Origin of the sequence: Acinetobacter sp. BSP-28, assembly GCF_044130285.1 — a bacterium.
In the GTDB taxonomy this organism is placed as follows: domain Bacteria; phylum Pseudomonadota; class Gammaproteobacteria; order Pseudomonadales; family Moraxellaceae; genus Acinetobacter.
The window spans coordinates 119,144-140,130 of record NZ_JBIQOB010000007.1 but is presented as its reverse complement, the minus strand read 5'-3'; the positions used below and the strand labels follow the sequence as shown (position 1 = coordinate 140,130).

Sequence of the window (20,987 nt, the reverse complement as noted above, 5' to 3'; positions counted from 1 at the left end):
ATTTTCCGAGAAATTAAAAAAGCGCCTTCAAGGCGCTTTTTTATACAACATCATTACACTGAATTAAGCTTCAGGTGCCGGGCTGTACTGTTCTACCAAAGGTTTTAACTCACCTTTCTGGAACATATCAAGCATGATATCGCTACCACCGATTAATTCACCATTGATCCACAATTGTGGGAAAGTAGGCCAATTTGCAATTTGCGGTAAAGTTGCACGAATATCCGGGTTTTCCAAAATGTTTACATAAGCAAATGGACGACCAATTTGACTGAGTGCTTCTACCGCACGTGCAGAGAAACCACATTGTGGGAATTGTGGTGTACCTTTCATGTAAAGTAATACTGCATGTTTAGCAATTTGGTCACGAATTAACGCTTCAGTATCGCGTGCTTGTTCAGTCATTGATAAATCCTCAACTAATCTGCCTCGCATTATACCCAAAACTTAGCAAAACAGTATGTCTAAAGCAATAATTCCATTTTTATTTACATTTGGGCTTTTAATCTGCCCTGGATTTTGCTTATATAAACTTTTATTTTTCCCTCCTAACAGATAAGAGTTAGTCATGAATAACATTACCCTTGCTCCTGTGCAAACTGATCAACCATCTCATTTGATGCCAGTATTTGGCCGTCAGCCGATCAGCTTTGTCCGAGGACGAGGTTCTTATCTTTATACCGAAGATGGTACTGAATACTTAGATGCATTAACCGGGATTGCGGTATGTGGTTTAGGTCATTCGCACCCTGCTGTAACTGCAGCAATTGCAGAACAGGCAGCTACCCTGATTCATACCAGCAACATTTTTGAAGTGCCTTGGCAAACGGCTGCTGCGCAAAAGCTTGCTGAAGTTTCAGGTATGGAAGAAATTTTCTTCTCCAACAGTGGTGCAGAATCAAATGAAGGTGCCATTAAAATTGCACGTAAATTTGGTCATATGCAAGGCGTAGCAACACCTAAAATCATTGTTGCAGATCATTCTTTCCATGGCCGTACCATGGCTACCCTGTCAGCAACGGGCAACAAAAAGGTTCAGGAAGGTTTTGCACCTTTGGTTGAAGGTTTTATCCGCGTGCCATTTGGTGATATCGAAGCGATTGAAGAAGCTGCAATTAACCATCCAGATATCGTTGCGATTTTAGTTGAACCAATTCAAGGTGAAGGTGGTGTCAATACCGCTCCTCAAGGCTTTAGCTACCTTGAAGAAATTCGTCAAATCTGTAATCAGCATAACTGGTTGATGATGCTGGATGAAGTTCAAACAGGTAACGGTCGTACCGGTAAATACTTTGCTTACCAGCACACCAATATTGTCCCTGATGTTTTGACTACAGCTAAAGGTTTGGGCAATGGCTTCCCGATTGGTGCTGTCATGACTCAAGGCCGTGGCGTAGGCGTGCTGACTGCCGGCAACCATGGTTCAACTTATAGTGGTACTGCCCTGGGTTCACGTGTGGTTTATACTGTCATCGATACCATTCAAAAAGAAAATCTGGTTGAAAATGCTGCAAAAATGGGTGCTTATATCGTTGAGCAGTTAAGCCAACAACTGGCAGACCTAAACGTGACAGTCCGTGGTTTTGGTTTGATGATTGGTGTTGAATTGCCAAAAGCTTGTGGCGATCTGGTCAATGTTGCACGTGATGATTACAAGCTTATCATTAATGTCACTGCAGGTTCAGTGGTTCGCTTATTACCACCACTCAACATCACTACAGAACAAGCAGATCAATTGATTGAACGCCTGGTTAAAATGATCAAGGATTATTTAGCTTAAACTTTCAATCTAATCTAAAAAAAGCCGCTAATCGCGGCTTTTTTTATACTTTATTTTTATGAAACAGCTTGGTAAATTCTTCCGCCAGGTAACTGGCTAAAGTATTGTTTTAATGCATCTAAACAGCGATGAACCTTCATTGGTTGCTGATCTTTTTTTGCTGTGATGGCATATAAAGTGAAACTGGCCAGCTTCCACTCTGGTAAAACTTCCACCAGAGAGCCATTGACTAAATCCTTTTGTACATCCAGATATAAAATTCGCGCAATACCATGCCCTTGCAAACATAATGATTTTGCAACCAGGACATTATTGGTACTTAAACGTGATTTCATTTCCAGATTAACTGTTTTATCTGACGCCGCATGTTGAAATGAAAAATGTTGATAATTTTTCATAATATTGATTGGAATCAAATTATGATTGTTTAGATCTTCAGGTCGCGATACAGGCGCCGATTGATTCAAATAACTTGGGGAAGCCACCAACACTTGCTCTACTAGAGCTAGCGGCATCACATTCAAATTATGATCATCTATTTTTGGACTCATGCGTAAAGCAATATCGATACGCCCTTCGAGTATATCAATGTATTGATTATCTGCTTCTATATGGACTGCTAAACCACGATGGGCCTGCATCCAGTGAGACAATGCAGGAATCACATGATTCGCACCAAGTTCCGGGGTTGTGGCAATGCGCAAATCGCCCACCAAGTCTTCTCGTAACTCGTTGATACGGATTTTCCCGCGCTCTGCAGCGGCAAGCATTTCTTGACAGCTGTGGAAAAAAGCTTGTCCGGCTTCAGTCAAATTTAATTTTCTTGTAGATCGATGTAGAAGTGTAACTTCCATTTCATTTTCTAAAGAACGAATTTGCTGACTCACGGCGCTGGTCGTGATTCCTAACTCACGTGCAGCACCGCTAAACGAGCTTTTTTCAACAACACAAGCAAACACACCCATTGCTCGAAGTTGATCTAACATAAATTTCCCTCTGAACTTATGATTACTTTACCTTTCCGATAAAAGCAACTCATTGTATTATACGGTGAAATTTATGTTTTGTATTTGTATAATTTAATTTATTGGTAAAACATTGGTCGGATTGATTGGTTTTCCATTTAGACGTACCTGAAACTCGAGCATGGTACGATTTGTACCCGTTGAACCCATTTCAGCAATTTTCTGTCCTGCTGTCACATTCTGACCACTGCTGACATTCATTTTACTGTTATGTGCATAAGCAGTAATGTAACCATCGATATGTTTGATCAGAATTAAATTGCCATATTCTTTCAAACCATCTGCGGCATAGACCACTTGACCGTTAGCCGCAGCAAAAACTGCATCTCCGGTATTACCACCATAGCGAATGCCCTTCACATTTGCAGCAATATTAAAGTTTGCAATGACTGCTCCATTACTCGGTTTTACCCAGCGCAAAGTAGAAACTTGCGAGGATGCCACAGGTGCAGTGGTCGTGGTTACGGGAGCCGTAGTTTTAGTCGGTGTAGTCGGAAGTTGAACGGTTTGACGTTGAATTGGTGCCACTTGTGCCACGGCTTGAGTAGTGGTGGTGCGACGTGAGCCTGAATCTTTCAAACGTAAAGATTGACCGACATAAATGCGATATGGTGCCGTTATATCATTCATATCAGCAACACTGGTATAAGCCAGACCATAACGTGCAGCAATCCCGCTTAATGTATCTCCAGATCTGACCGTATAGTAGTCTGGTGCAGCAGCATAACGTGTTGCATTATGAACTTGTGGTTTTGAAGCACAACCGCTCAAAATAGCAGTTGCAATCACAGCTGTAGACAACACAATGGTTTTCAACAAGCCTGCAGGCGCAGCAAATAAGCGATATGGTGACACCAAGTGCATTAATCTTCCTCTCTACACATTAAGTCTATTTATTGGTTTGCACTAAGATTAGCAAAAAAGCATCTGAAAAATAGGGTCAATTCTGCTTTTTCACAAAGTTATAACACTACTGGGCACTATTTAGAAAACTGTGCATGTAATGTGTGCAAAATCTCATAATTTGTCGCGTCCATTTGAATCGGCGTAATGCTGACAAAGCCATTTGCCACCGCAAAAAAGTCCGATTCTATTTCGGTTAAACCTTTTTTAGGTTCGGCCACAGCCTCGCCAGACAATCCAATCCAGTACACTTGACGTCCACGTGGGTCTACATGACTGGTAATAGGTTTAGATTGACTGCGACGTCCCTGATAAGTAATTTTCGAACCTTGCAATTCAGATATATCCGGAATATTCACGTTAAAAATATGACGTGGAGGTAAAATCGGCAAACCCTGAGCAATAAAGTCATGCACCCATTTTGCTGCGACGGCATAATTGTTCGGACTGTCATAAGAACGTACATTTGGACCGGCCATAGATACGGCAATGGCCGGTTGTTTCATCAAACGCCCTTCAAATGCGGCTCCGACAGTACCTGAATACAGCACATCATCGCCCAGATTTGCCCCACTATTAATTCCGCTAACCACCAGATCAAATTCAAAATCAAATAAACCGTTCATGGACAGATAGACACAATCTGCAGGTGTTCCATTGACTGCCCAAACATCTGCTGAAATTTGAACAGGTCGTAAAGGACGGTCTAAAGTAAGTGCACTGGAAAAACCACTGCGTTCACTTTCAGGGGCAACAATGACGACACGACCAAGGGGAGCCAAGGCTTGAGCCAATGCCTGAATACCGGGAGCAAAAACACCATCATCATTGGCAATTAATATATTCACTTAAAAATCTCGTAACGGTTAAAAATGACTAATCAGAACATTTGATTGAATTGTATAGAAAATTATATATATTTGACGCTCTACATCCATTCAAAAAAGTGTGATTTAAAAATGATTAAAAGCATATCATTTCGTGGCTTATTGGGGTTAGGCATTGCGGCATTATTATCTTCCACCGTTTTAGCCAATGAAGGCTTATCTTTGGAAGAAGCCAATACTATTGTGAAAGAAGACATTGCTTCAACTCAAGTAATGGCTGAAGTATGCCCTGCAATTATCGGCAAAAATGCAAAATTTGATCAAAACATTCAGATGCTGATTAAAGCTTATTTGCAAGACTATTCAGACAAATCGATGACTTTTGATAAAATTCAAGCAGATTCAGAGTATAAATCTGTGCTGGATGAAGCTCGTCAGGCAGCAAAAGAAAGCAGCAATGATGAACAAAAATCGGTTTGCGAGGATGTGGTCAATTATCAAGCTTAATATAGGGCACTTGCTTTATATAAAATAATCAAAATATTAAGTATTTGATCATAATCCTAGGCATAAAGAAGATTTCTCTTTATGCCTTTTTTGATACTTTTTAAGTCAAATTCTTGTTATGAGCCAGGCCATTTCAACAGCTTCAATACATTTGTGTACTTACAATTACCAAAAATATCGTTAAGCTTATTTTTATTGTGATGTTTTTAAATTAATTTAGGTCTGCTTAAATGAAATTTTCCCTGTTCAAATCTGTTTCCTTAGGTTTATTCACCACTGCACTCATGACACTTTCAGTAACCCATGCAGCCACACAAAAAGATGAAAATATTGAAGTCACTCCACTACAAAAAGTCACCCAGCAAGAGTTGGCTGCCATTTATGTACTTTCAGAAGTTTGCCCTAGTCTAGTGAAAGATCATGCTAAATTTGAACAGGGTTATGCAAAGCTGGCACAAGAATATTTACCTGCGGAAAAAAATGCGGTTTCGAGCCTGGCTAACCTGAGTAAAGAGAAAAAATTTAAACCTATTTTAGTTGAAGCACGTAACGATGCGAAAAAGGCCGGTGATGCAAAAAACCAGGAAATTTGCCAAGAACTCACCACATACAGCAAATAATACCAATTGGTTACAATACTTTTGAAATAAGCCGATTTCCCCCATAGAAGTCGGCTTTGCTTTGTCCTAAAATGCAAAGCTCTTTGTGCTTATTATTAAGATATTGGAACCACCCAGAATGACCCACAAAAGCGCCCTTGCTGCATTATTACTATTGCCGAGCTTCACATACGCAGCAACTGTCTTATCTGCACCGCCAGAACTCAATAATAAATCTTATGTGTTAATGGATTATGAGACAGGGCAAATCCTGGCATCAAAAAATGAAAATGAAAAATTAGCACCTGCTTCAATGACCAAGATGATGACCAGTTACATCATTGAACAAAAGTTATTGAGCGGTGAACTCACTGAAAACGAAAAAGTTCGTATGAACGAATCGGCGTGGTGTCGTGGTAGCAGCACGGAATCATGTATGTATGTACCGCTTAACGGCACTGCAACAGCGCTAGAAATGCTGCGCGGGATTATCATTCAGTCTGGTAATGATGCCTCTAAAGCCATGGCAGAGCATATTGCCGGCAATGAAGGTACCTTTGCCCACATGATGAACCAGGAAGCAAAACGTATTGGCATGACCAATACCAGCTTCATCAATGCAACGGGTATGCCTGCTGAAGGTCACTATTCAACTGCTAAAGATATGGCGACACTTGCGCAACATATCATTCATGACAGTTCAAAGTATTACCCTATCTACTCTGAAAAAGAATTTACCTTTAACGGCATTAAACAAGGTAACCGGAATGCCTTGCTTTATACTGACCCAAGTGTAGACGGTTTAAAAACCGGTCATACTGAAGAAGCTGGTTACTGTTTAACGACTTCTGCTAAACGTGGTCCATTGCGTTTAATTTCAGTGATTTTTGGTGCACCAAGCATGAACGAACGCGCATCACAAACACGTGAAATTTTGGCTTGGGGTTATGCAAACTTTGAAACCGTTAAGGTTCAACCTGCCAATCAAGTTTTGGCTAAATCAAAAGTTTGGTATGGTAAAAGCAATGATGTTCAAATTGGCCTGGCAGAAAACTTCAATGTGACGATGCCTAAAGGTGAAGCCAATGCCATTAAAACGCAATTGGTGGTTCAACCTAAATTGACTGCACCTTTGAAAAAAGGTCAGGTGATTGGTAAATATGTGGCGACTTTGAATGGTAAAGTAATTGCAGAAAAACCATTGGTTGCCCTTCAAGCTGTTGAAGAAGCTGGTTTCTTTGCAAAAATGATTGATCACATCAAACAGTTCTTCGCAAACTTGTTCTAAACTCAATTTTAGACTTAAGTTAAAGCATCCGCACTTCGGTCTGGGTGCTTTTTTATTTTATAATGCTTGAAAACTACAGATTGAAACCTTCACATGGCTAAAAACATTCGTCCTTATTTAGATACGACACCGCAAATTGATGACTCTTGTTATGTTGATGACATGTCAGTAGTCATTGGCGATGTGGTGCTTGCTGAAAATGTTTCAGTCTGGCCTTTTGCGGTCATTCGTGGTGATGTGAATCATATTCATATTGGCAAAAACTCCAATGTGCAAGATCATGCCATGTTGCATGTGAGTCATAAAAAAGCTGACAAACCTGAAGGTTCCCCCCTGATTATTGGTGAGGATGTGACCATTGGTCATCATGTGACTTTACATGGCTGTACCATTGGCAATCGGGTATTGGTAGGCATCAACACCATCGTTTTAGATGACGTCATTATTGAAGATGATGTGATGATTGGCGCGGGCTCTTTGGTGCCACCACGCAAGCGTCTGGAAAGCGGTTATTTATATGTAGGGAGTCCGGTACAGAAAGTTCGCCCTTTAACCGATAAAGAAAAAGAATTTTTACCTTATTCAGCACGGCATTATGTGAAAGTGGCAGGGAATTACCAATAACAGTCAAACTTTAATCTCACTACTCCGCTCAGTTCAAGGCATGAATTTTACAGGTTCAATTTTCTCTAAATTTAGGATGCCATACCATGAGCCAAAAGCATTGGGAAAATGTCTATCAGACCAAATCCACTGATCAAGTCAGCTGGTATCAGGCACAGGATCAAAAGTCTTTAGAGCTGATCCAAAGATTAAAAGATAAACATGGACTTGATTTAACTGCGCAAATTATTGATGTAGGAAGTGGTGCATCGGTATTTATCGATCAACTTTTAGAGCTTGGATTTAAACATTTCCATGTATTAGATCTCTCCCGGACGGCTTTAGAAAAAACCCAGGCCAGACTACGGGAGAAAAACCTGAATGCAGAGCACATCACTTGGCTGGTAGAGGATATCTGCACCGTCACTCTTCCCGCCAATTATTTTGATTTATGGCATGACCGTGCCGTATTTCATTTTATGATTACGCCTGAACAACAACAGCAATATATTTCCAACCTAAAGACCTCTTTAAAAAAAGGGGGTCATCTGATCATGTCCAACTTTGCTGAAGATGGTCCAACCCAATGCAGCGGTTTAACTATTCAGCGTTATAGCATTCAAGAGTTACAGGAAAAACTCGGTGCCGATTTTCATTTAATGCATTTTGAACATGATATTCACCTGACCCCGTGGGGCTCAGAACAGAAGTTTCTACATAGTGTCTGGGCTTATCAACCCAATTCCTGATGTATTTTCACCGTGCAAGTGATCATCAAGAAGGCTAATTAGAAAGAAAAAGCAGTGCAACATAGCCACCGAGCGCTAAATTTTGTAGAATACCCCTTTTGCCCCATGGTGCTTTTCTATGACCGCTTGGACTGCCCACGTTACCGTCGCTACTGTTATTGAAAAAAATGGAAAATTCCTTTTTGTTGAAGAACATACTCAAGGTGTAACGCATACCGTATTTAACCAGCCGGCAGGTCATGTCGAATGTGGCGAAACGCTCATACAAGCGGCCATTCGTGAAACCATGGAAGAAACCGGGCATGATGTAGAAATTACAGATCTGCTTGGCATATATACCTATACTCCCCCAATGTTCCCTGACCGTACCTATTTCCGTTTTTGCTTTTTAGCCACAGATCTGCATCACCATGCAGAGGCAAAACTGGATACTGGAATCGTGGGTGCCGTCTGGATGACACTGGATGAACTGAAAGAATCTGCACGTGCACGTAGCCCCTTGGTGATTAAAGCCGTTGAAGATGCCTTATCAGGTCAAAAATATCCTTTATCGCTCGTTTATGAGCACCAAAACTCTCCCCTTATTTCAACTTTGGATGCTTAATCCTATGCAACAACGTGTCATCGTCGGTATGTCTGGTGGTGTAGATTCTTCTGTTTCTGCAGCACTCCTTCTTCAACAGGGCTATCAGGTTGAAGGGCTTTTCATGAAAAACTGGGAAGAAGATGACGGCACGGAATATTGCACGGCCATGGAAGACCTTGCCGATGCGCAAGCCGTGTGCGATAAGATTGGCATAAAACTGCATACTGCCAACTTTGCCACGGAATACTGGGATCGCGTGTTTGAGCATTTCCTCGCAGAATATGCCGCAGGTCGTACCCCAAACCCGGATATTTTATGTAATAAAGAAATCAAATTCCGTGCATTCTTAGACCATGCTGTGAATTTGGGTGCAGACTTTATTGCGACCGGTCATTACTGCCGTCGCGGTGAAACCATGACCAACTCACGTGGTGAAGAATACGCACCTTTATTACGCGGATTTGACCAAAACAAAGACCAGACTTATTTCCTGCATGCCGTTCATGGCCGTGAAATCAATAAAACCTTGTTCCCTGTTGGTGAAATTGAAAAGCCACAAGTGCGTAAAATTGCTGAAGAATTAGGCTTAGCTACTGCCAAGAAAAAAGACTCCACCGGAATCTGTTTTATTGGCGAACGCCGCTTTAATGACTTTTTAAAACAATATCTGCCTGCCCAGCCCGGAAAAATTTTACTGGATACTGGTAAAGAGGTTGGTGAACATCACGGCTTAATGTACTATACCCTCGGTCAACGCGGTGGAATAGGCTTAGGTGGTCTTAAAGGCGAATCTGAAGGTGCATGGTTTGTTCTTTATAAAGATATTGAAAACAATCGCCTTGTTATTGGTCAGGGTCATGAGCATCCATTGATGCAAAGTACTATACTTTGGAGTGAAGCGATTGACTGGGTCGCTGGTGAGCAGGATATTCCTGAATCTGGTTTCCGTTGTACGGCTAAAACCCGTTACCGTCAGCCCGATCAAGCTTGTGTCATCTATAAAGATGCCGATATGCCAAATGGTGTACGTGTTGAATTTGACGAACCGCAACGTGCGGTGACTCCAGGACAAAGTGTAGTGTTCTACGCAGATGAAGTTTGTTTAGGTGGCGGTGTGATTCATCATACCAATGCCCCGAAACCTGATTTTATTTAAAAAGGAAGCGATAGGCATGGCTGAGTTACCCTTTCAACAGCCTCGGACTTTGAATGTACGTCAGAACCGTGCTTTGGCGTTGGCAGCTGTGTTTCAATCGACACAGCTGACCCATATGACGGCCATGTCTGGACAACACAGTATTGGTGAAAATGGTAGCTTCTATTTAGAACAACTCATTAAAGCCAGCCTGAATATCCGTCCTACTGCCAATGAATCCTGTCAAACTCTACACTTCTTTAATCAACTGGCCGATATTTCCCTTGGCTTAAAAACATTAGAAAGTAGCATTACCCAACCTTTTAATACCTCTCCCAAATCCCGTTTGCCGAAACTCTCCAATACCAAGCTGCCGATGAGCTATGCCATGGCATTGTTACAGTTAGAGAAAAAAGTCTATAGCAATCCCAAATTTGTTGAAATTATTGAACAATCTCAACAGAAAATTCTAAAGCAGCTGTCTTTCTTCGATAATAATTATCTGCATCCAAGCATTATTGCCAACCTGGCCCAAACTTATATTGAAACTGCAGGACAAATTAATCCCCGCATTATGGTCAAGGGCAACGCCGAAGCTTTTAAAGACAGCGGACATACCAATCGTATTCGCGCTTCCCTGTTTACCGGTCTGCAACTGGCGCACTTGTGGCGTCAGCTTGGCGGCAGTTCCTGGGGAATGATTTTCAGCAAGCGTAAGCTGCTCCAAGATATTCAAGATCTTGCCCGTTTACAGTATCAGGTGGTTTAACCTGATGCGATCCGGGCTTTCCGTTTTACGTTTTAATTCCAAAGTTTAAGGAATCGCTATGAACGCTTTAACCGCACTTTCTCCATTAGATGGACGCTATGCTAGCAAATGTGATGCTTTGCGCCCTTTCCTCTCTGAGTTTGGTTTAATCCATGCTCGTGTGACTGTTGAAGTACGCTGGTTACAAGCGCTTGCAAACCGTCCTGAAATCACTGAAGTTCCTGCTTTCAGCGCAGAAACCAATGCTGCACTTGATGCGATTGTTGCAAACTTCTCTGAAGACAATGCTAACCGCATTAAAGAAATTGAACGTACAACCAACCACGACGTAAAAGCGGTTGAATACTTCCTTAAAGAACAAATCGCGCATATTGATGAACTGAAAAATGCCGGTGAATTCATTCACTTTGCATGTACTTCTGAAGACATCAACAACTTGTCTCATGCTTTAATGCTTAAAAATGGTCGTGAAGTTTTAGTTGCTGCAATGCAACAAATTATCGATTCAATCGTAGCTTTGGCTGAACAACACGCTGAACAACCAATGTTGTCTCGTACACACGGTCAAACTGCAAGCCCTACAACTTTGGGTAAAGAAATGGCAAACGTGGCTTATCGTTTAGCTCGTCAAATCAAGCAATTCAAACAAGTTGAATTGCTTGGTAAAATCAACGGTGCTGTAGGTAACTACAACGCGCACTACTCTGCTTACCCAGAAATCAACTGGCCTGCTCACTCACAAGCATTTGTTGAATCTTTAGGTTTACAGTTTAACCCGTACACGACTCAAATCGAACCACATGACTACATGGCGGAATTGTTTGATGCATTACGTCGTTTCAACACCATCTTGATCGACTTCAACCGTGACGTATGGGGTTATATCTCGCTTGGTTTCTTCAAACAACGTTTGAAAGAAGGTGAAGTTGGTTCTTCAACCATGCCGCATAAAGTAAACCCGATCGACTTCGAAAACTCTGAAGGTAACTTGGGTATTGCAAATGCAGTATTGGCTCACTTGGGCGAAAAACTTCCTGTATCTCGCTGGCAACGTGACTTAACAGACTCTACTGTACTTCGTAACATGGGTGTTGGTTTCGCGCAAAGCTTGATCGCATTCGAAGCTTGCTCTAAAGGTATTGGCAAACTTGAATTGAATGCACAGCGTATTCTTGAAGATCTTGACCACGCTCAAGAAGTTCTTGCTGAACCAATTCAAACTGTAATGCGTCGTTATGCAGTTGAAAAACCATACGAAAAATTAAAAGCCCTGACTCGTGGTCAAGCGATGACTCGCGACATGATGGTTGATTTCGTGAATGGTAAAGAGTTAGAAGCCGTTCCTGCTGCTGACCGTGCACGTTTAGCTGAAATGACACCAGCTTCTTATACAGGTAATGCTTCAACACAAGCTAAACAAATCAAAGACCTTATTTCTAAAATTTAATTTCTGATTATTGGTCTGATTTTTAGATTGATCTAAAAAAGCGAAGCTTAGGCTTCGCTTTTTTATTGGGTGAACAAAATTAATATTTTAATTATGGCAATGGGCAATAACGCATCCAATCCGCTTTCATTTTTTCCAATTCATCACCGCTTAAAACATCACTGAAATAAATATAATAGGTTGCATCTGGATATTGAATTTCATGACGGTACAACATGCCACGGAGAGAGACTGAGAGTTCTTCTGGGAAATCATCCTCTAAATAAAGCTCTTCAAAGTCATAATTGAAATAGCAATTTTGTTTTGCTTCGAATGCTTCTACAACAGCCATGTGCACTACCTAGGAAAATCATAACAAATATAAATGCAGTTTAACGGATTCGCTTATGAAAAGCCTTTACACAGGGCAAAATCATGACTCATAACACCACAATTGATTACGGAAATAACAATAGATGGAGCTATTTCAGCTATCAGCCTTACTTATTTTGCTAAAAAGGCAGCCGCAATACCCACACAGCAATACATCAACCTGAGCGAACAGACTAAAGATTCCATTGCGAAAATCTAATTTACCATTACACTTAAATAGTGAAGCTTAGGCTTCGCTTTTTTATTAGAATAGAATCCGTTGACAATTCATCTATGTCTGTAACGATATAAGCCATTCATAAAATTTCAACACTCCCAATAAAGCTTTGTAAATACAAGAAATAATGATTGAACATCAATTGAACATCAAACACTGGCTTGCACTCGCAGTGATCTCGGTTGCGATAATCATCGCAAGTATTCATCCTTTAGAATTTGAAGCATATTTACTGCATCAAGCAGGTACAGTATTTATGCTTGCTCTATTATTGTTTACCCAGAAGAAAATCGGCTTTAGTTTTTACAGTTTTGCACTTTATCTGTTTTTTTTACTGATTCATATTATCGGCGCACATTATCTGTATTCGTATGTTCCCTATAATGAATGGCTGATTCAGCTGTTCAATTTTGACCTTAACCAATCGATGGGCTGGTCACGTAATATGTATGATCGCCTGGTGCATGTTGCCTGTGGGTTACTGCTCTACCCAGCAATACTGCGATTGTTTCAGGTGTGGCTGCCTGGCGCTAAACCCTTCACGCTATTTTTATTGGTGGTTCAGTTTATCATGGCCACCAGTTTAATTTATGAATGGATTGAATGGTGGATTGCCTTGGGTTTATCGCCTGAAGAAGCTGAAAATTATAATGGTCAGCAAGGGGATATCTGGGATGCACACATGGATATGCTGCTTGCTACCTTGGGTGCAATGATTACGGGTGCAATTTGTTTAATCAAAAAATCTAAACCAAATCAAAACTCTAATCTAACCATGTAATAACTTTGGAATCAGTCATATATGGATTCATTTTACGATCATAAAACTCACAGCACACATAATTGCCTTGATTTTGCCTAGCAAGATTGTCCGCTAATCGAAAATGGCACTCATACTTGTCTTGAGCTAATTTTAACATGATGCGTTCAAATGACTTTTTATAATTCTTATTCCCCGGCCTCAGATAGGTTTGGTACTTTTTCACTACTCCACAGCCCTGCGATATCACCTCTTTTTGCTCTTTAGTCAGATAATCTGCTACAGTAAAGAAAAATGCAGGCGGTAAAAGTATCAGCGACAATGATTTTAAGCTGATTTTTTTTGAGATTGCTCAAGATATAAAACCACAATGAAGAGTGTAATCAATACACTCAAGATGGCCAATATAGAGGTGTAGTCATTACATAGTTACTGTTTTAATGATCAAAAATAATCCCTATTCCCGCGGTATTAACCGATGCAGAAGCCATTTAATGGTCAAACCATTTTAAAATTTTTGATTCAGATAACTGTGGATTTTTTTTACGATCATGAAAGTTAAAACAAACATGATCGTTTTCATTTTTTCGCTCCAGGTTTTCTACAAAACGGAAATGGCGAAAATATTTGGAATCATCCAGTTGTAACGTAATCCTCTCGAAACTTTTGTCCTGACTATACTGCTTACCTGTAGAATATTTTTTATAATACTGCACTGTGCCACAAGCAGTTGATACTGTGATCGGCTTATCACTATTTAAATACAGTCCATAAGCAAAAATGAAAAAACCTGGAAGCATCAATAAAAATGGCGCGCCCGCTTTCCAGTCATCTGGCTTGACCTTAGGCGTGATGTAAAAAATGGCATAGGCCGGCAATCCAACAACGCACATTAATCCAAAAACAATAAGAAACGTCGCCATTTTATATATGAATAATCAATTAGTTATAGCATGATATTAGCATAAGCATTTAATATTTCTATAAAAAAAAGCACACCGAAGTGTGCTTTCATTCGCATAAGTTTAAACAATTAAAGTTTAGGATCACGCAGTTGTACCAAGTTCACATTTGCTTTGGTCAAAGTTTCCATGACTTTATTCATCACTGCCGGTACTAGACCATCTGCCATTTGTGCTGCTTGTAAACCCAGCTTTTCACCCAAAGTCGGTTTACGGCGGGTTTCAATCACAAAGACTTCGTGCTGTGCCAACAAACCGAGTAAATATTCATCTGAAGTTTGCAGCTTATCTACCAAGTTTAATTCAAGCGCATCTTTGCCATACCAGTGCTCACCTGTTGCCACTTTTTCAACATTTAATTGTGGACGGTATTTTTCAACAAAGTGCTTAAACAACTCATGCGTTTGCTGTAACTCTTCTTCAAATTTGGCTTTGCCTTCAGCGGTATTTTCCCCAAACATGGTCACGGTACGTTTAAACTGACCCGCGGTATAAAGCTCAAAATCAATATGCTTTTCTTTCAATAGACGGTTAAAGTTCGGTACTTGTGCAACCACACCAATGGAACCGACCACGGCAAATGGTGCAGATACAATTTCATTGGCAATGCAAGCCATCATATAACCGCCACTGGCTGCGACTTTATCCACGCAGATCGTCAGGTTAAAACCGGCATCACGTAAACGCACCAGTTGAGCAGCAGCTAGACCATAGCCATGCACCATGCCGCCCGGGCTTTCCAGACGCACCACCACACGGTCACGCCCTGCTTTTGCAGTGGCTAAAATCAGGGTAATTTCTTCACGCAGGTTTTCTACCGCAGAGGCTGCAGTATCACCCTTAAAATCGAGGACATAAATTTTTTGATTATTTTTTTTACGTAAGCGTGCTTCTTTTGAAAGCTGCTGGGCAAGATGCAAGAGTTCCAATTTAGACGCAGTCGCCTGGGCAATTTTTTTACGTTGTTCATTTACACGTGCGTTTAAATGGCTGATGCGGATTTCAGCAGGCAACTTAGGGTTGTGAAATAACATACAGATACAAACTCATTTAATTCATATTTATCTTTCATAAGATGTGGGCAATTACACAAAAATTCAATTTATATTTTGCAAATAATGATCATTAACTAAAAAAGAAAACCAAGTCTTTCTAACTTCAATACAACAATACTGAAATAAAAAAAAGAGCCTTACGGCTCTTTTTCAGAAAATACCTATTAACCGAAACGACCTGTAATGTAGGCTTCAGTCAACTGATGATCTGGTTGAGTAAAGACTTTTTCAGTTGAATTGACTTCAATCAAATCACCCAAATGGAAGTAAGCAGTACGATCAGATACACGCGCTGCCTGTTGCATCGAGTGCGTTACAATGGCAATGGTATATTGCGTAGAAAGCTCAGAAATCAGTTCTTCAATTTTTGCCGTTGCAATCGGGTCCAGCGCTGAACATGGCTCATCCATCAAAATGACTTCCGGACTTACTGCAATCGTACGTGCGATACATAAACGCTGCTGCTGACCACCAGAAAGGCCTGTACCCGGCTGGTTTAAACGATCTTTCACTTCATCCCAAAGACCTGCTTTATGCAAGCTATTTTCGACAATTTCTTCCAGGTCGTATTTATCGCGCGCCAAACCATGCAGTTTAGGACCATAAGCGACGTTGTCAAAAATTGATTTCGGGAACGGGTTCGGTTTCTGGAACACCATGCCAACTTGTGCACGCAGCAAAACCACGTCCAGATTCGGGTCATAGATATCCTGATTATCCAGCATCACTTTACCAGTAACACGACATGAATCAATGGTGTCGTTCATACGGTTTAAGGTACGCAAGAAGGTTGACTTACCACAGCCCGATGGCCCAATGAAAGCAATCACTTCATTTTCATAGATATTGATATCAATACCTTTAATCGCTTCTGCTTCACCATAATACACATGGACATCTGAAGTACTTATTTTAACATTCGATGTTTCATTTTCTTTTTTCGTTGAAGCATGAGTATCGAATTGAGAAACAAATGAAGTACCTGGATGTTTTTTATCAACTTCAGGAGCGGTAAATTGTTTCTGTTCTGGATTCACGGTTTGATCCTGCTCTAAGGAATTTGTTTTTGACATAGCTGTTACAGTATTCATATATTGCCCTTCTTACCAGCGTACTTCAAACTTCTTACGCAACCAGATTGCCAAACTATTTAAGCCGACCATCAGCGCCAGTAAGACAATAATTGCCGCAGCGGTACGTCCTTCAAAGAAGTTACGTAATTCATTGCCCTGCCATAAGAAAATTTGTACCGGTAAAGCAGTGGATTGATCTAGTGGTGTAGCCGGAACACTCGCCACAAAAGCACTCATGCCAATCAGCAGTAATGGTGCTGTTTCACCTAGTGCCTGCGCAACACCAATAATCGCACCGGTTAAGATACCTGGGATCGCAAGCGGCAACACATGGTGAAATACCGTTTGTACACGGGAAGCACCCAAGCCCAATGCCGCCTGACGAATTGATGGAGGGACAGCTTTAAGCGATGCACGGGTAGTGATAATCACGGTTGGCAAAGTCATCAGACTCAGAACCAGACCACCCACTAACGGTGCAGAAATCGGTAAATGCATCCAGCCAATGAAAATGGCAGCACCGAGCAAACCAAAGACAATCGATGGTACAGCTGCCAGGTTATTAATGTTGACTTCAACAATATCGGTAATGAAGTTTTTAGGGGCAAATTCTTCAAGATAAATGGCTGATGCCACACCGATTGGAATCGAGATAAAAATCACGATCAGCATCATGAACAATGAGCCCATGAATGCACCGGCAAGCCCCGAAGTTGCTGGTGAACTGCGTGAGTCTGGGTTGGTAAAGATATTGGTATTGAAGGTATTTTCAAGCACACCTTTGGCTTTTAACTCATCAGCAAGTTGACGAACTTCCGGACTTAACTGTTGTTGATCATCTGGTAATGAACGGTCAATATTTCCCGCCAGCCATACGTCTACATTAGCATCTGCCAAAACTTTAATTTCTTCTTTTTTGCCAATCAGGCTTGGATCAGCCAGCACCATATCACGCAAGCGATATGCTTCAGAACTGGTGTACAAACTGGATAGATCATCACGTTTTGATGCGATTGAAGGATCTTTTGCAATCATGCCATTAACGATCAAAGCATCCCAATCCACCATGCCCATTTCGGTTTGCCAGGCAATAGTACGCTCTTCAAACTGGGCTGGAGACTCGCCATCCTTCTGCGTAGGTTTCGCACCTACCTGAATAATGGCAGGGTCAAAGTAGACCGGCACAGAGATACTGCTTTGCCAGAATGCTGGTAAACCTTTTGCCAGAATACTGCCGAATAAAAGCACAACAAAGAACAAGCCTGTAATGACAGCAGAGAAGCCAAATACACGAAATATTTTTTCTTTACGATGGCGCTTTGCTAAAGAACTGGCAATTTTCTGTTTACGTTTATCGCGCAATTCACCAGCATCGCGCGGATCACGTGTCTGATCCATAGGAGATATATTTGAAGTACTCATTCGTATTGCTCGCGATATTTACGCACGATATACAGTGCAACAATGTTCAGACCTAAGGTAATCACAAACAGCGTCAGACCTAATGCGAATGCCACCAATGCCTGTGGGCTGGCAAAATCTGTATCACCGGTAAGTTGATTGACAATGGTAATGGTCACGGTTGAAATCGCTTCCAGCGGATTGGCATGCATTAAAGGACTGTTCCCTGCCGCCAGAACCACGATCATGGTTTCACCAATGGCACGTGATGCTGCAAGTAAAAATGCTCCGATAATGCCTGGCAATGCAGCCGGTAGTACAACCTGACGAATGGTTTCCGATTTGGTTGCACCTAAGCCTAATGAACCATCACGTAACGCACGAGGCACCTGGGTAATAATGTCATCCGAAAGTGAAGATACAAACGGGATAATCATAATCCCCATCACGAAACCTGCAGTTAAGGCACTGGTCGCATTAATTTCCAGCCCAATGCTTGCTCCAAGAGTTTTAATGAATGGACCAATAATCATCAGGGCAAATACGCCATACACAATGGTCGGAATACCCGCTAAAACTTCAATCGCAGGTTTTGCCCAGGCACGAAAGCCAGATGATGCATATTCAGCCAGGTAAATTGCAATCATCAGACCTACTGGCACTGCAACCAACAAGGCAATGCCACTGACCATGAGTGTGCCCCAGAGCAGCGGTAGCAGACCATAACTTCCTTCAGCATTTCCAGAAGTACTAAACCCGGGGTTCCATTCTGTGCCAAAAAAGAAATCGAATGGACTCACAAAATTAAAGAAGCGCATGGCTTCGCTAAACATCGAAAGCACAATACCGATAGTGGTTAAAATCGCCACACCGGAACATAGGGCCAAGCCCCAATTAATGATTTTTTCAACCTGGTTACGGGCACGATATTGCTGGACAACATGTTTTTTTGCCCAAATCAAGCCCAGCAAAGCTGCACAAATTACCACTGCCAATTTAGCAAAGGAACTGATGGTTTCAATTTTTGCCAGTTGTTGTGCTGCTGCAATTTCATAAGCTGCCGCTTGATCACTCACACCAAAACCTGAGGCAATCGCTTGAATACGATCAATGAGCACTTCCATGCCCGCACGATCCAATGTCGCTGCAACATTTGCAGGAACATTATTGAGTACCACATGTCGCAGAATATTCGGTTCGACAATATTCCAAACCAGTAAAATTAAAAAAGCAGGGATACCGCACCATAAAGCCACCAGCGCTCCATAATAGCCAGGACGAGAGTGCAATTTTGCAGTGTTATTTCCCTTACCTGCTAGGTTACGGCTTTTTGATAACCCGATTTGATAGGCGATGGCAATTAATGCCAACAACACGCCCATAAGTAGCAGATTCATGTATTCTCCAGCATTTTTCAATTTTCATGCTTTGAAAAACTTGTCTATACAAAAAAGCCGAAGGTAGAAATTATTCTACCGTCAGCTCATTCAACCTAATTACTTTACCGCTTTACCGGCTTTCAAATTTGCCAGAACTTTGGCACGTTCTTTATCTGACATAGAAATCAGACCAGCTCTTTCTAGCTTAGAACCTTTACCTGAAACTTTCTTGTTCAGGAAGTATTCAGAATACTGTTGTAAACCCTTGATTGATTTAAGGTGTTCACCTTTCACGTAGAAGTACAATGGACGTGATACAGGGTAAGAACCGTTTAGAATGGTTTTTTCTGATGGAGTCACATTGTTTACAGTGGCTACACGCAATTTGTCACGGTTTTGATCATAGAAACCTAGACCAAACACACCTACCGCATTTGGAGATGTTTTTAAACGTGCCAATGTTTCTGTATAGTCGCCAGAAATTTCAATTACTTTGCCGTCTTTACGGAAAGTCGAACATGCTTTCTTTTGTGCATCTTTATCTAAATTTTTGAAATATGCGTAAGATTCACAACCTGCTTCAACCATTTTTTCCTGGAACACTTCACGTGTACCGTGGTTAGAAGCTGGGATTACCAAAGTAATCGGTTCATTTGGAAGTGATTTGTCAATCTGGTTCCAACGTGTATACGGGTTTGCAACCAATTTACCATTTGAAGGTAATTCTGCAGCCAGTGCAGCAAATACATGTTGTGGACGTAGTTTATAAGCTGCTTTCTTTGAGTTAGACGCGAATACAATACCGTCATAACCTACTTTAATTTCAATTACTTGATTCACGCCAGCTTTTTTACATGCGGCTAATTCAGTATCTTTAATTTTACGAGACGCATTGGCGATGTCGATGGTATTATCACCTACACCTTGACAGAATTGTTTTAAACCGCCAGATGTACCACCAGAACCCACAACCGGTGCTTTAAATTGCGGGAAAGTATTACCAAATTCTTCTGCTACAATACTTGCGTATGGCAAAACAGTCGAAGAACCAGCGATCTGAATGGTGTCACGAGCTGCATTTGCTGTGGTTGCTACAGCTGCCCCTGAAAGTGCTAAAGCAAGTGCGATGTGATTTAAGCGCATTCTTTTCTCTCTTCAATAGATGCAATTTTGAAGTACGCTACTTTTTTATAAAGTTTTGTACTTATTTCGATGATTGCATTTTGATTTTAGAATATGACAATCAAGTTACAGCAATGTGACGCTTTTATGATAATTCATTTCTTTTGTATAATTTTTGAAAATATCTTTTAAATTCAATAACTAAAAATCCATTAGAAATATTATTCAAGCATTATTTTTAACTGCAAATTTGTAATAATTCTTATATCTGTCATTTTCTCATGCTTTCTATTTCTTCTCGTCAGCATGTTCATTCTATGAGCAGGCAGTAAAATTGTTCTTTTTCTGAATTCCTTTTCTATCTGTATTAGGCTTTCAATCTACTATCCCAATTTTTCACTGTTCTAATTTTTGCAATCACTCGTCCA

22 protein-coding genes are annotated in these 20,987 nt (G+C 41.0%); 11 read left to right on the top strand and 11 right to left on the bottom strand.

The window, feature by feature from the left end:
- Window positions 1-63: 63 nt before the first annotated feature.
- A complete protein-coding gene (gene grxD / locus ACE01R_RS07205; protein ID WP_086199334.1) occupies window positions 64-405 on the bottom strand; it encodes a Grx4 family monothiol glutaredoxin in 342 nt (113 codons plus the stop codon).
- A gap of 163 nt (window positions 406-568) precedes the next feature.
- Here grxD and ACE01R_RS07200 point away from each other — a divergent pair, with 163 nt between their 5' ends.
- Window positions 569-1,780, top strand: coding sequence for an aspartate aminotransferase family protein (locus ACE01R_RS07200; RefSeq protein WP_395549993.1), 1,212 nt, complete (start codon window positions 569-571; stop codon window positions 1,778-1,780).
- 56 nt (window positions 1,781-1,836) lie between these two features.
- Here the strand turns inward: ACE01R_RS07200 and ACE01R_RS07195 are convergent, their stop codons facing one another.
- The 3 genes from ACE01R_RS07195 to surE all read right to left on the bottom strand — a co-directional run bounded on the left by ACE01R_RS07195 (window position 1,837) and on the right by surE (window position 4,556).
- Window positions 1,837-2,766, bottom strand: a complete 930-nt coding sequence (locus tag ACE01R_RS07195) for a LysR family transcriptional regulator (protein WP_395549991.1) — start codon at window positions 2,764-2,766, stop codon at window positions 1,837-1,839.
- 93 nt (window positions 2,767-2,859) lie between these two features.
- On the bottom strand, window positions 2,860-3,669 hold the full coding sequence (locus tag ACE01R_RS07190; protein ID WP_395549990.1) for a peptidoglycan DD-metalloendopeptidase family protein: 810 nt from the start codon (window positions 3,667-3,669) through the stop codon (window positions 2,860-2,862).
- A gap of 116 nt (window positions 3,670-3,785) precedes the next feature.
- Window positions 3,786-4,556 carry a 5'/3'-nucleotidase SurE gene (gene surE / locus ACE01R_RS07185; protein WP_395549988.1) on the bottom strand — a complete coding sequence of 257 codons (771 nt, stop codon included), beginning with the start codon at window positions 4,554-4,556 and terminating at the stop codon, window positions 3,786-3,788.
- Between the two features lie 111 nt (window positions 4,557-4,667).
- On the opposite strand from surE, the gene ACE01R_RS07180 reads away from it, so the two are divergent.
- From ACE01R_RS07180 to purB, 9 genes are all read left to right on the top strand, one after another.
- Window positions 4,668-5,042 carry an MCR_0457 family protein gene (locus tag ACE01R_RS07180; RefSeq protein ID WP_395549987.1) on the top strand — a complete coding sequence of 125 codons (375 nt, stop codon included), beginning with the start codon at window positions 4,668-4,670 and terminating at the stop codon, window positions 5,040-5,042.
- Window positions 5,043-5,272: 230 nt separating this feature from the next.
- The gene (locus tag ACE01R_RS07175; protein ID WP_395549985.1) at window positions 5,273-5,662 is read left to right on the top strand and encodes an MCR_0457 family protein; all 390 of its coding nucleotides are present in this window, start codon (window positions 5,273-5,275) and stop codon (window positions 5,660-5,662) included.
- 118 nt (window positions 5,663-5,780) lie between these two features.
- On the top strand, window positions 5,781-6,929 hold the full coding sequence (dacC, locus tag ACE01R_RS07170; protein ID WP_395549984.1) for a D-alanyl-D-alanine carboxypeptidase PBP5/6: 1,149 nt from the start codon (window positions 5,781-5,783) through the stop codon (window positions 6,927-6,929).
- 93 nt (window positions 6,930-7,022) lie between these two features.
- The gene (locus ACE01R_RS07165; protein ID WP_395549980.1) at window positions 7,023-7,553 is read left to right on the top strand and encodes a gamma carbonic anhydrase family protein; all 531 of its coding nucleotides are present in this window, start codon (window positions 7,023-7,025) and stop codon (window positions 7,551-7,553) included.
- Window positions 7,554-7,639: 86 nt separating this feature from the next.
- Window positions 7,640-8,281 (top strand): class I SAM-dependent methyltransferase, encoded by a 642-nt coding sequence (locus tag ACE01R_RS07160; RefSeq protein WP_395549979.1) that lies wholly within the window; start codon window positions 7,640-7,642, stop codon window positions 8,279-8,281.
- Between the two features lie 118 nt (window positions 8,282-8,399).
- A complete protein-coding gene (locus ACE01R_RS07155) occupies window positions 8,400-8,885 on the top strand; it encodes an NUDIX hydrolase (RefSeq protein ID WP_395549972.1) in 486 nt (161 codons plus the stop codon).
- A 4-nt stretch (window positions 8,886-8,889) separates the two neighbouring features.
- Window positions 8,890-10,023 carry a tRNA 2-thiouridine(34) synthase MnmA gene (gene mnmA / locus ACE01R_RS07150; protein WP_395549970.1) on the top strand — a complete coding sequence of 378 codons (1,134 nt, stop codon included), beginning with the start codon at window positions 8,890-8,892 and terminating at the stop codon, window positions 10,021-10,023.
- Window positions 10,024-10,039: 16 nt separating this feature from the next.
- On the top strand, window positions 10,040-10,771 hold the full coding sequence (hflD, locus tag ACE01R_RS07145) for a high frequency lysogenization protein HflD (protein ID WP_395549969.1): 732 nt from the start codon (window positions 10,040-10,042) through the stop codon (window positions 10,769-10,771).
- 58 nt (window positions 10,772-10,829) lie between these two features.
- Complete coding sequence (gene purB / locus ACE01R_RS07140) at window positions 10,830-12,218, top strand: adenylosuccinate lyase (protein ID WP_395549968.1); 1,389 nt, start codon at window positions 10,830-10,832, stop codon at window positions 12,216-12,218.
- A 91-nt stretch (window positions 12,219-12,309) separates the two neighbouring features.
- Here purB and ACE01R_RS07135 read toward each other — a convergent pair whose 3' ends face one another.
- Window positions 12,310-12,549 carry a hypothetical protein gene (locus ACE01R_RS07135; RefSeq protein ID WP_395549967.1) on the bottom strand — a complete coding sequence of 80 codons (240 nt, stop codon included), beginning with the start codon at window positions 12,547-12,549 and terminating at the stop codon, window positions 12,310-12,312.
- A gap of 385 nt (window positions 12,550-12,934) precedes the next feature.
- Between ACE01R_RS07135 and ACE01R_RS07130 the strand changes: the two genes are divergently transcribed.
- Window positions 12,935-13,588 (top strand): DUF2238 domain-containing protein, encoded by a 654-nt coding sequence (locus ACE01R_RS07130; protein WP_395549966.1) that lies wholly within the window; start codon window positions 12,935-12,937, stop codon window positions 13,586-13,588.
- 470 nt (window positions 13,589-14,058) lie between these two features.
- Here the strand turns inward: ACE01R_RS07130 and ACE01R_RS07125 are convergent, their stop codons facing one another.
- The 6 genes from ACE01R_RS07125 to ACE01R_RS07100 form a co-directional block, all read right to left on the bottom strand.
- On the bottom strand, window positions 14,059-14,490 hold the full coding sequence (locus tag ACE01R_RS07125) for a hypothetical protein (RefSeq protein WP_395549963.1): 432 nt from the start codon (window positions 14,488-14,490) through the stop codon (window positions 14,059-14,061).
- Between the two features lie 110 nt (window positions 14,491-14,600).
- The gene (sohB, locus tag ACE01R_RS07120) at window positions 14,601-15,563 is read right to left on the bottom strand and encodes a protease SohB (protein ID WP_395549962.1); all 963 of its coding nucleotides are present in this window, start codon (window positions 15,561-15,563) and stop codon (window positions 14,601-14,603) included.
- Between the two features lie 185 nt (window positions 15,564-15,748).
- A complete protein-coding gene (pstB, locus tag ACE01R_RS07115; RefSeq protein ID WP_395549960.1) occupies window positions 15,749-16,675 on the bottom strand; it encodes a phosphate ABC transporter ATP-binding protein PstB in 927 nt (308 codons plus the stop codon).
- Window positions 16,676-16,687: 12 nt separating this feature from the next.
- Window positions 16,688-18,079: a phosphate ABC transporter permease PstA gene (pstA, locus tag ACE01R_RS07110; RefSeq protein ID WP_395549958.1), complete on the bottom strand. Its 1,392-nt coding sequence runs from the start codon at window positions 18,077-18,079 to the stop codon at window positions 16,688-16,690.
- Entirely contained in the window at window positions 18,076-19,455 is a 1,380-nt protein-coding gene (gene pstC / locus ACE01R_RS07105) for a phosphate ABC transporter permease subunit PstC (RefSeq protein ID WP_395549956.1), read from the bottom strand. Before pstC ends, pstA begins: the two co-directional genes overlap by 4 nt.
- Before the next feature lie 99 nt (window positions 19,456-19,554).
- Window positions 19,555-20,580, bottom strand: a complete 1,026-nt coding sequence (locus tag ACE01R_RS07100; RefSeq protein WP_395549955.1) for a substrate-binding domain-containing protein — start codon at window positions 20,578-20,580, stop codon at window positions 19,555-19,557.
- Between the last annotated feature and the right edge of the window lie 407 nt (window positions 20,581-20,987).

What these genes read in the sequence shown, in the direction of transcription:
- ACE01R_RS07155 (WP_395549972.1), top strand. Translation starts at nt 8,400, where the DNA reads ATGACCGCTTGGACTGCCCACGTTACCGTCGCTACTGTTATTGAAAAA.
- ACE01R_RS07165 (WP_395549980.1), top strand. Translation starts at nt 7,023, where the DNA reads ATGGCTAAAAACATTCGTCCTTATTTAGATACGACACCGCAAATTGAT.
- sohB (WP_395549962.1), bottom strand. Translation starts at nt 15,563, where the DNA reads ATGTTATTTCACAACCCTAAGTTGCCTGCTGAAATCCGCATCAGCCAT.
- ACE01R_RS07100 (WP_395549955.1), bottom strand. Translation starts at nt 20,580, where the DNA reads ATGCGCTTAAATCACATCGCACTTGCTTTAGCACTTTCAGGGGCAGCT.
- ACE01R_RS07125 (WP_395549963.1), bottom strand. Translation starts at nt 14,490, where the DNA reads ATGGCGACGTTTCTTATTGTTTTTGGATTAATGTGCGTTGTTGGATTG.
- ACE01R_RS07175 (WP_395549985.1), top strand. Translation starts at nt 5,273, where the DNA reads ATGAAATTTTCCCTGTTCAAATCTGTTTCCTTAGGTTTATTCACCACT.
- grxD (WP_086199334.1), bottom strand. Translation starts at nt 405, where the DNA reads ATGACTGAACAAGCACGCGATACTGAAGCGTTAATTCGTGACCAAATT.
- purB (WP_395549968.1), top strand. Translation starts at nt 10,830, where the DNA reads ATGAACGCTTTAACCGCACTTTCTCCATTAGATGGACGCTATGCTAGC.
- ACE01R_RS07180 (WP_395549987.1), top strand. Translation starts at nt 4,668, where the DNA reads ATGATTAAAAGCATATCATTTCGTGGCTTATTGGGGTTAGGCATTGCG.
- hflD (WP_395549969.1), top strand. Translation starts at nt 10,040, where the DNA reads ATGGCTGAGTTACCCTTTCAACAGCCTCGGACTTTGAATGTACGTCAG.
- mnmA (WP_395549970.1), top strand. Translation starts at nt 8,890, where the DNA reads ATGCAACAACGTGTCATCGTCGGTATGTCTGGTGGTGTAGATTCTTCT.
- ACE01R_RS07135 (WP_395549967.1), bottom strand. Translation starts at nt 12,549, where the DNA reads ATGGCTGTTGTAGAAGCATTCGAAGCAAAACAAAATTGCTATTTCAAT.
- dacC (WP_395549984.1), top strand. Translation starts at nt 5,781, where the DNA reads ATGACCCACAAAAGCGCCCTTGCTGCATTATTACTATTGCCGAGCTTC.
- pstA (WP_395549958.1), bottom strand. Translation starts at nt 18,079, where the DNA reads ATGAGTACTTCAAATATATCTCCTATGGATCAGACACGTGATCCGCGC.
- ACE01R_RS07160 (WP_395549979.1), top strand. Translation starts at nt 7,640, where the DNA reads ATGAGCCAAAAGCATTGGGAAAATGTCTATCAGACCAAATCCACTGAT.
- ACE01R_RS07130 (WP_395549966.1), top strand. Translation starts at nt 12,935, where the DNA reads ATGATTGAACATCAATTGAACATCAAACACTGGCTTGCACTCGCAGTG.
- ACE01R_RS07190 (WP_395549990.1), bottom strand. Translation starts at nt 3,669, where the DNA reads ATGCACTTGGTGTCACCATATCGCTTATTTGCTGCGCCTGCAGGCTTG.
- pstC (WP_395549956.1), bottom strand. Translation starts at nt 19,455, where the DNA reads ATGAATCTGCTACTTATGGGCGTGTTGTTGGCATTAATTGCCATCGCC.
- ACE01R_RS07200 (WP_395549993.1), top strand. Translation starts at nt 569, where the DNA reads ATGAATAACATTACCCTTGCTCCTGTGCAAACTGATCAACCATCTCAT.
- pstB (WP_395549960.1), bottom strand. Translation starts at nt 16,675, where the DNA reads ATGAATACTGTAACAGCTATGTCAAAAACAAATTCCTTAGAGCAGGAT.
- ACE01R_RS07195 (WP_395549991.1), bottom strand. Translation starts at nt 2,766, where the DNA reads ATGTTAGATCAACTTCGAGCAATGGGTGTGTTTGCTTGTGTTGTTGAA.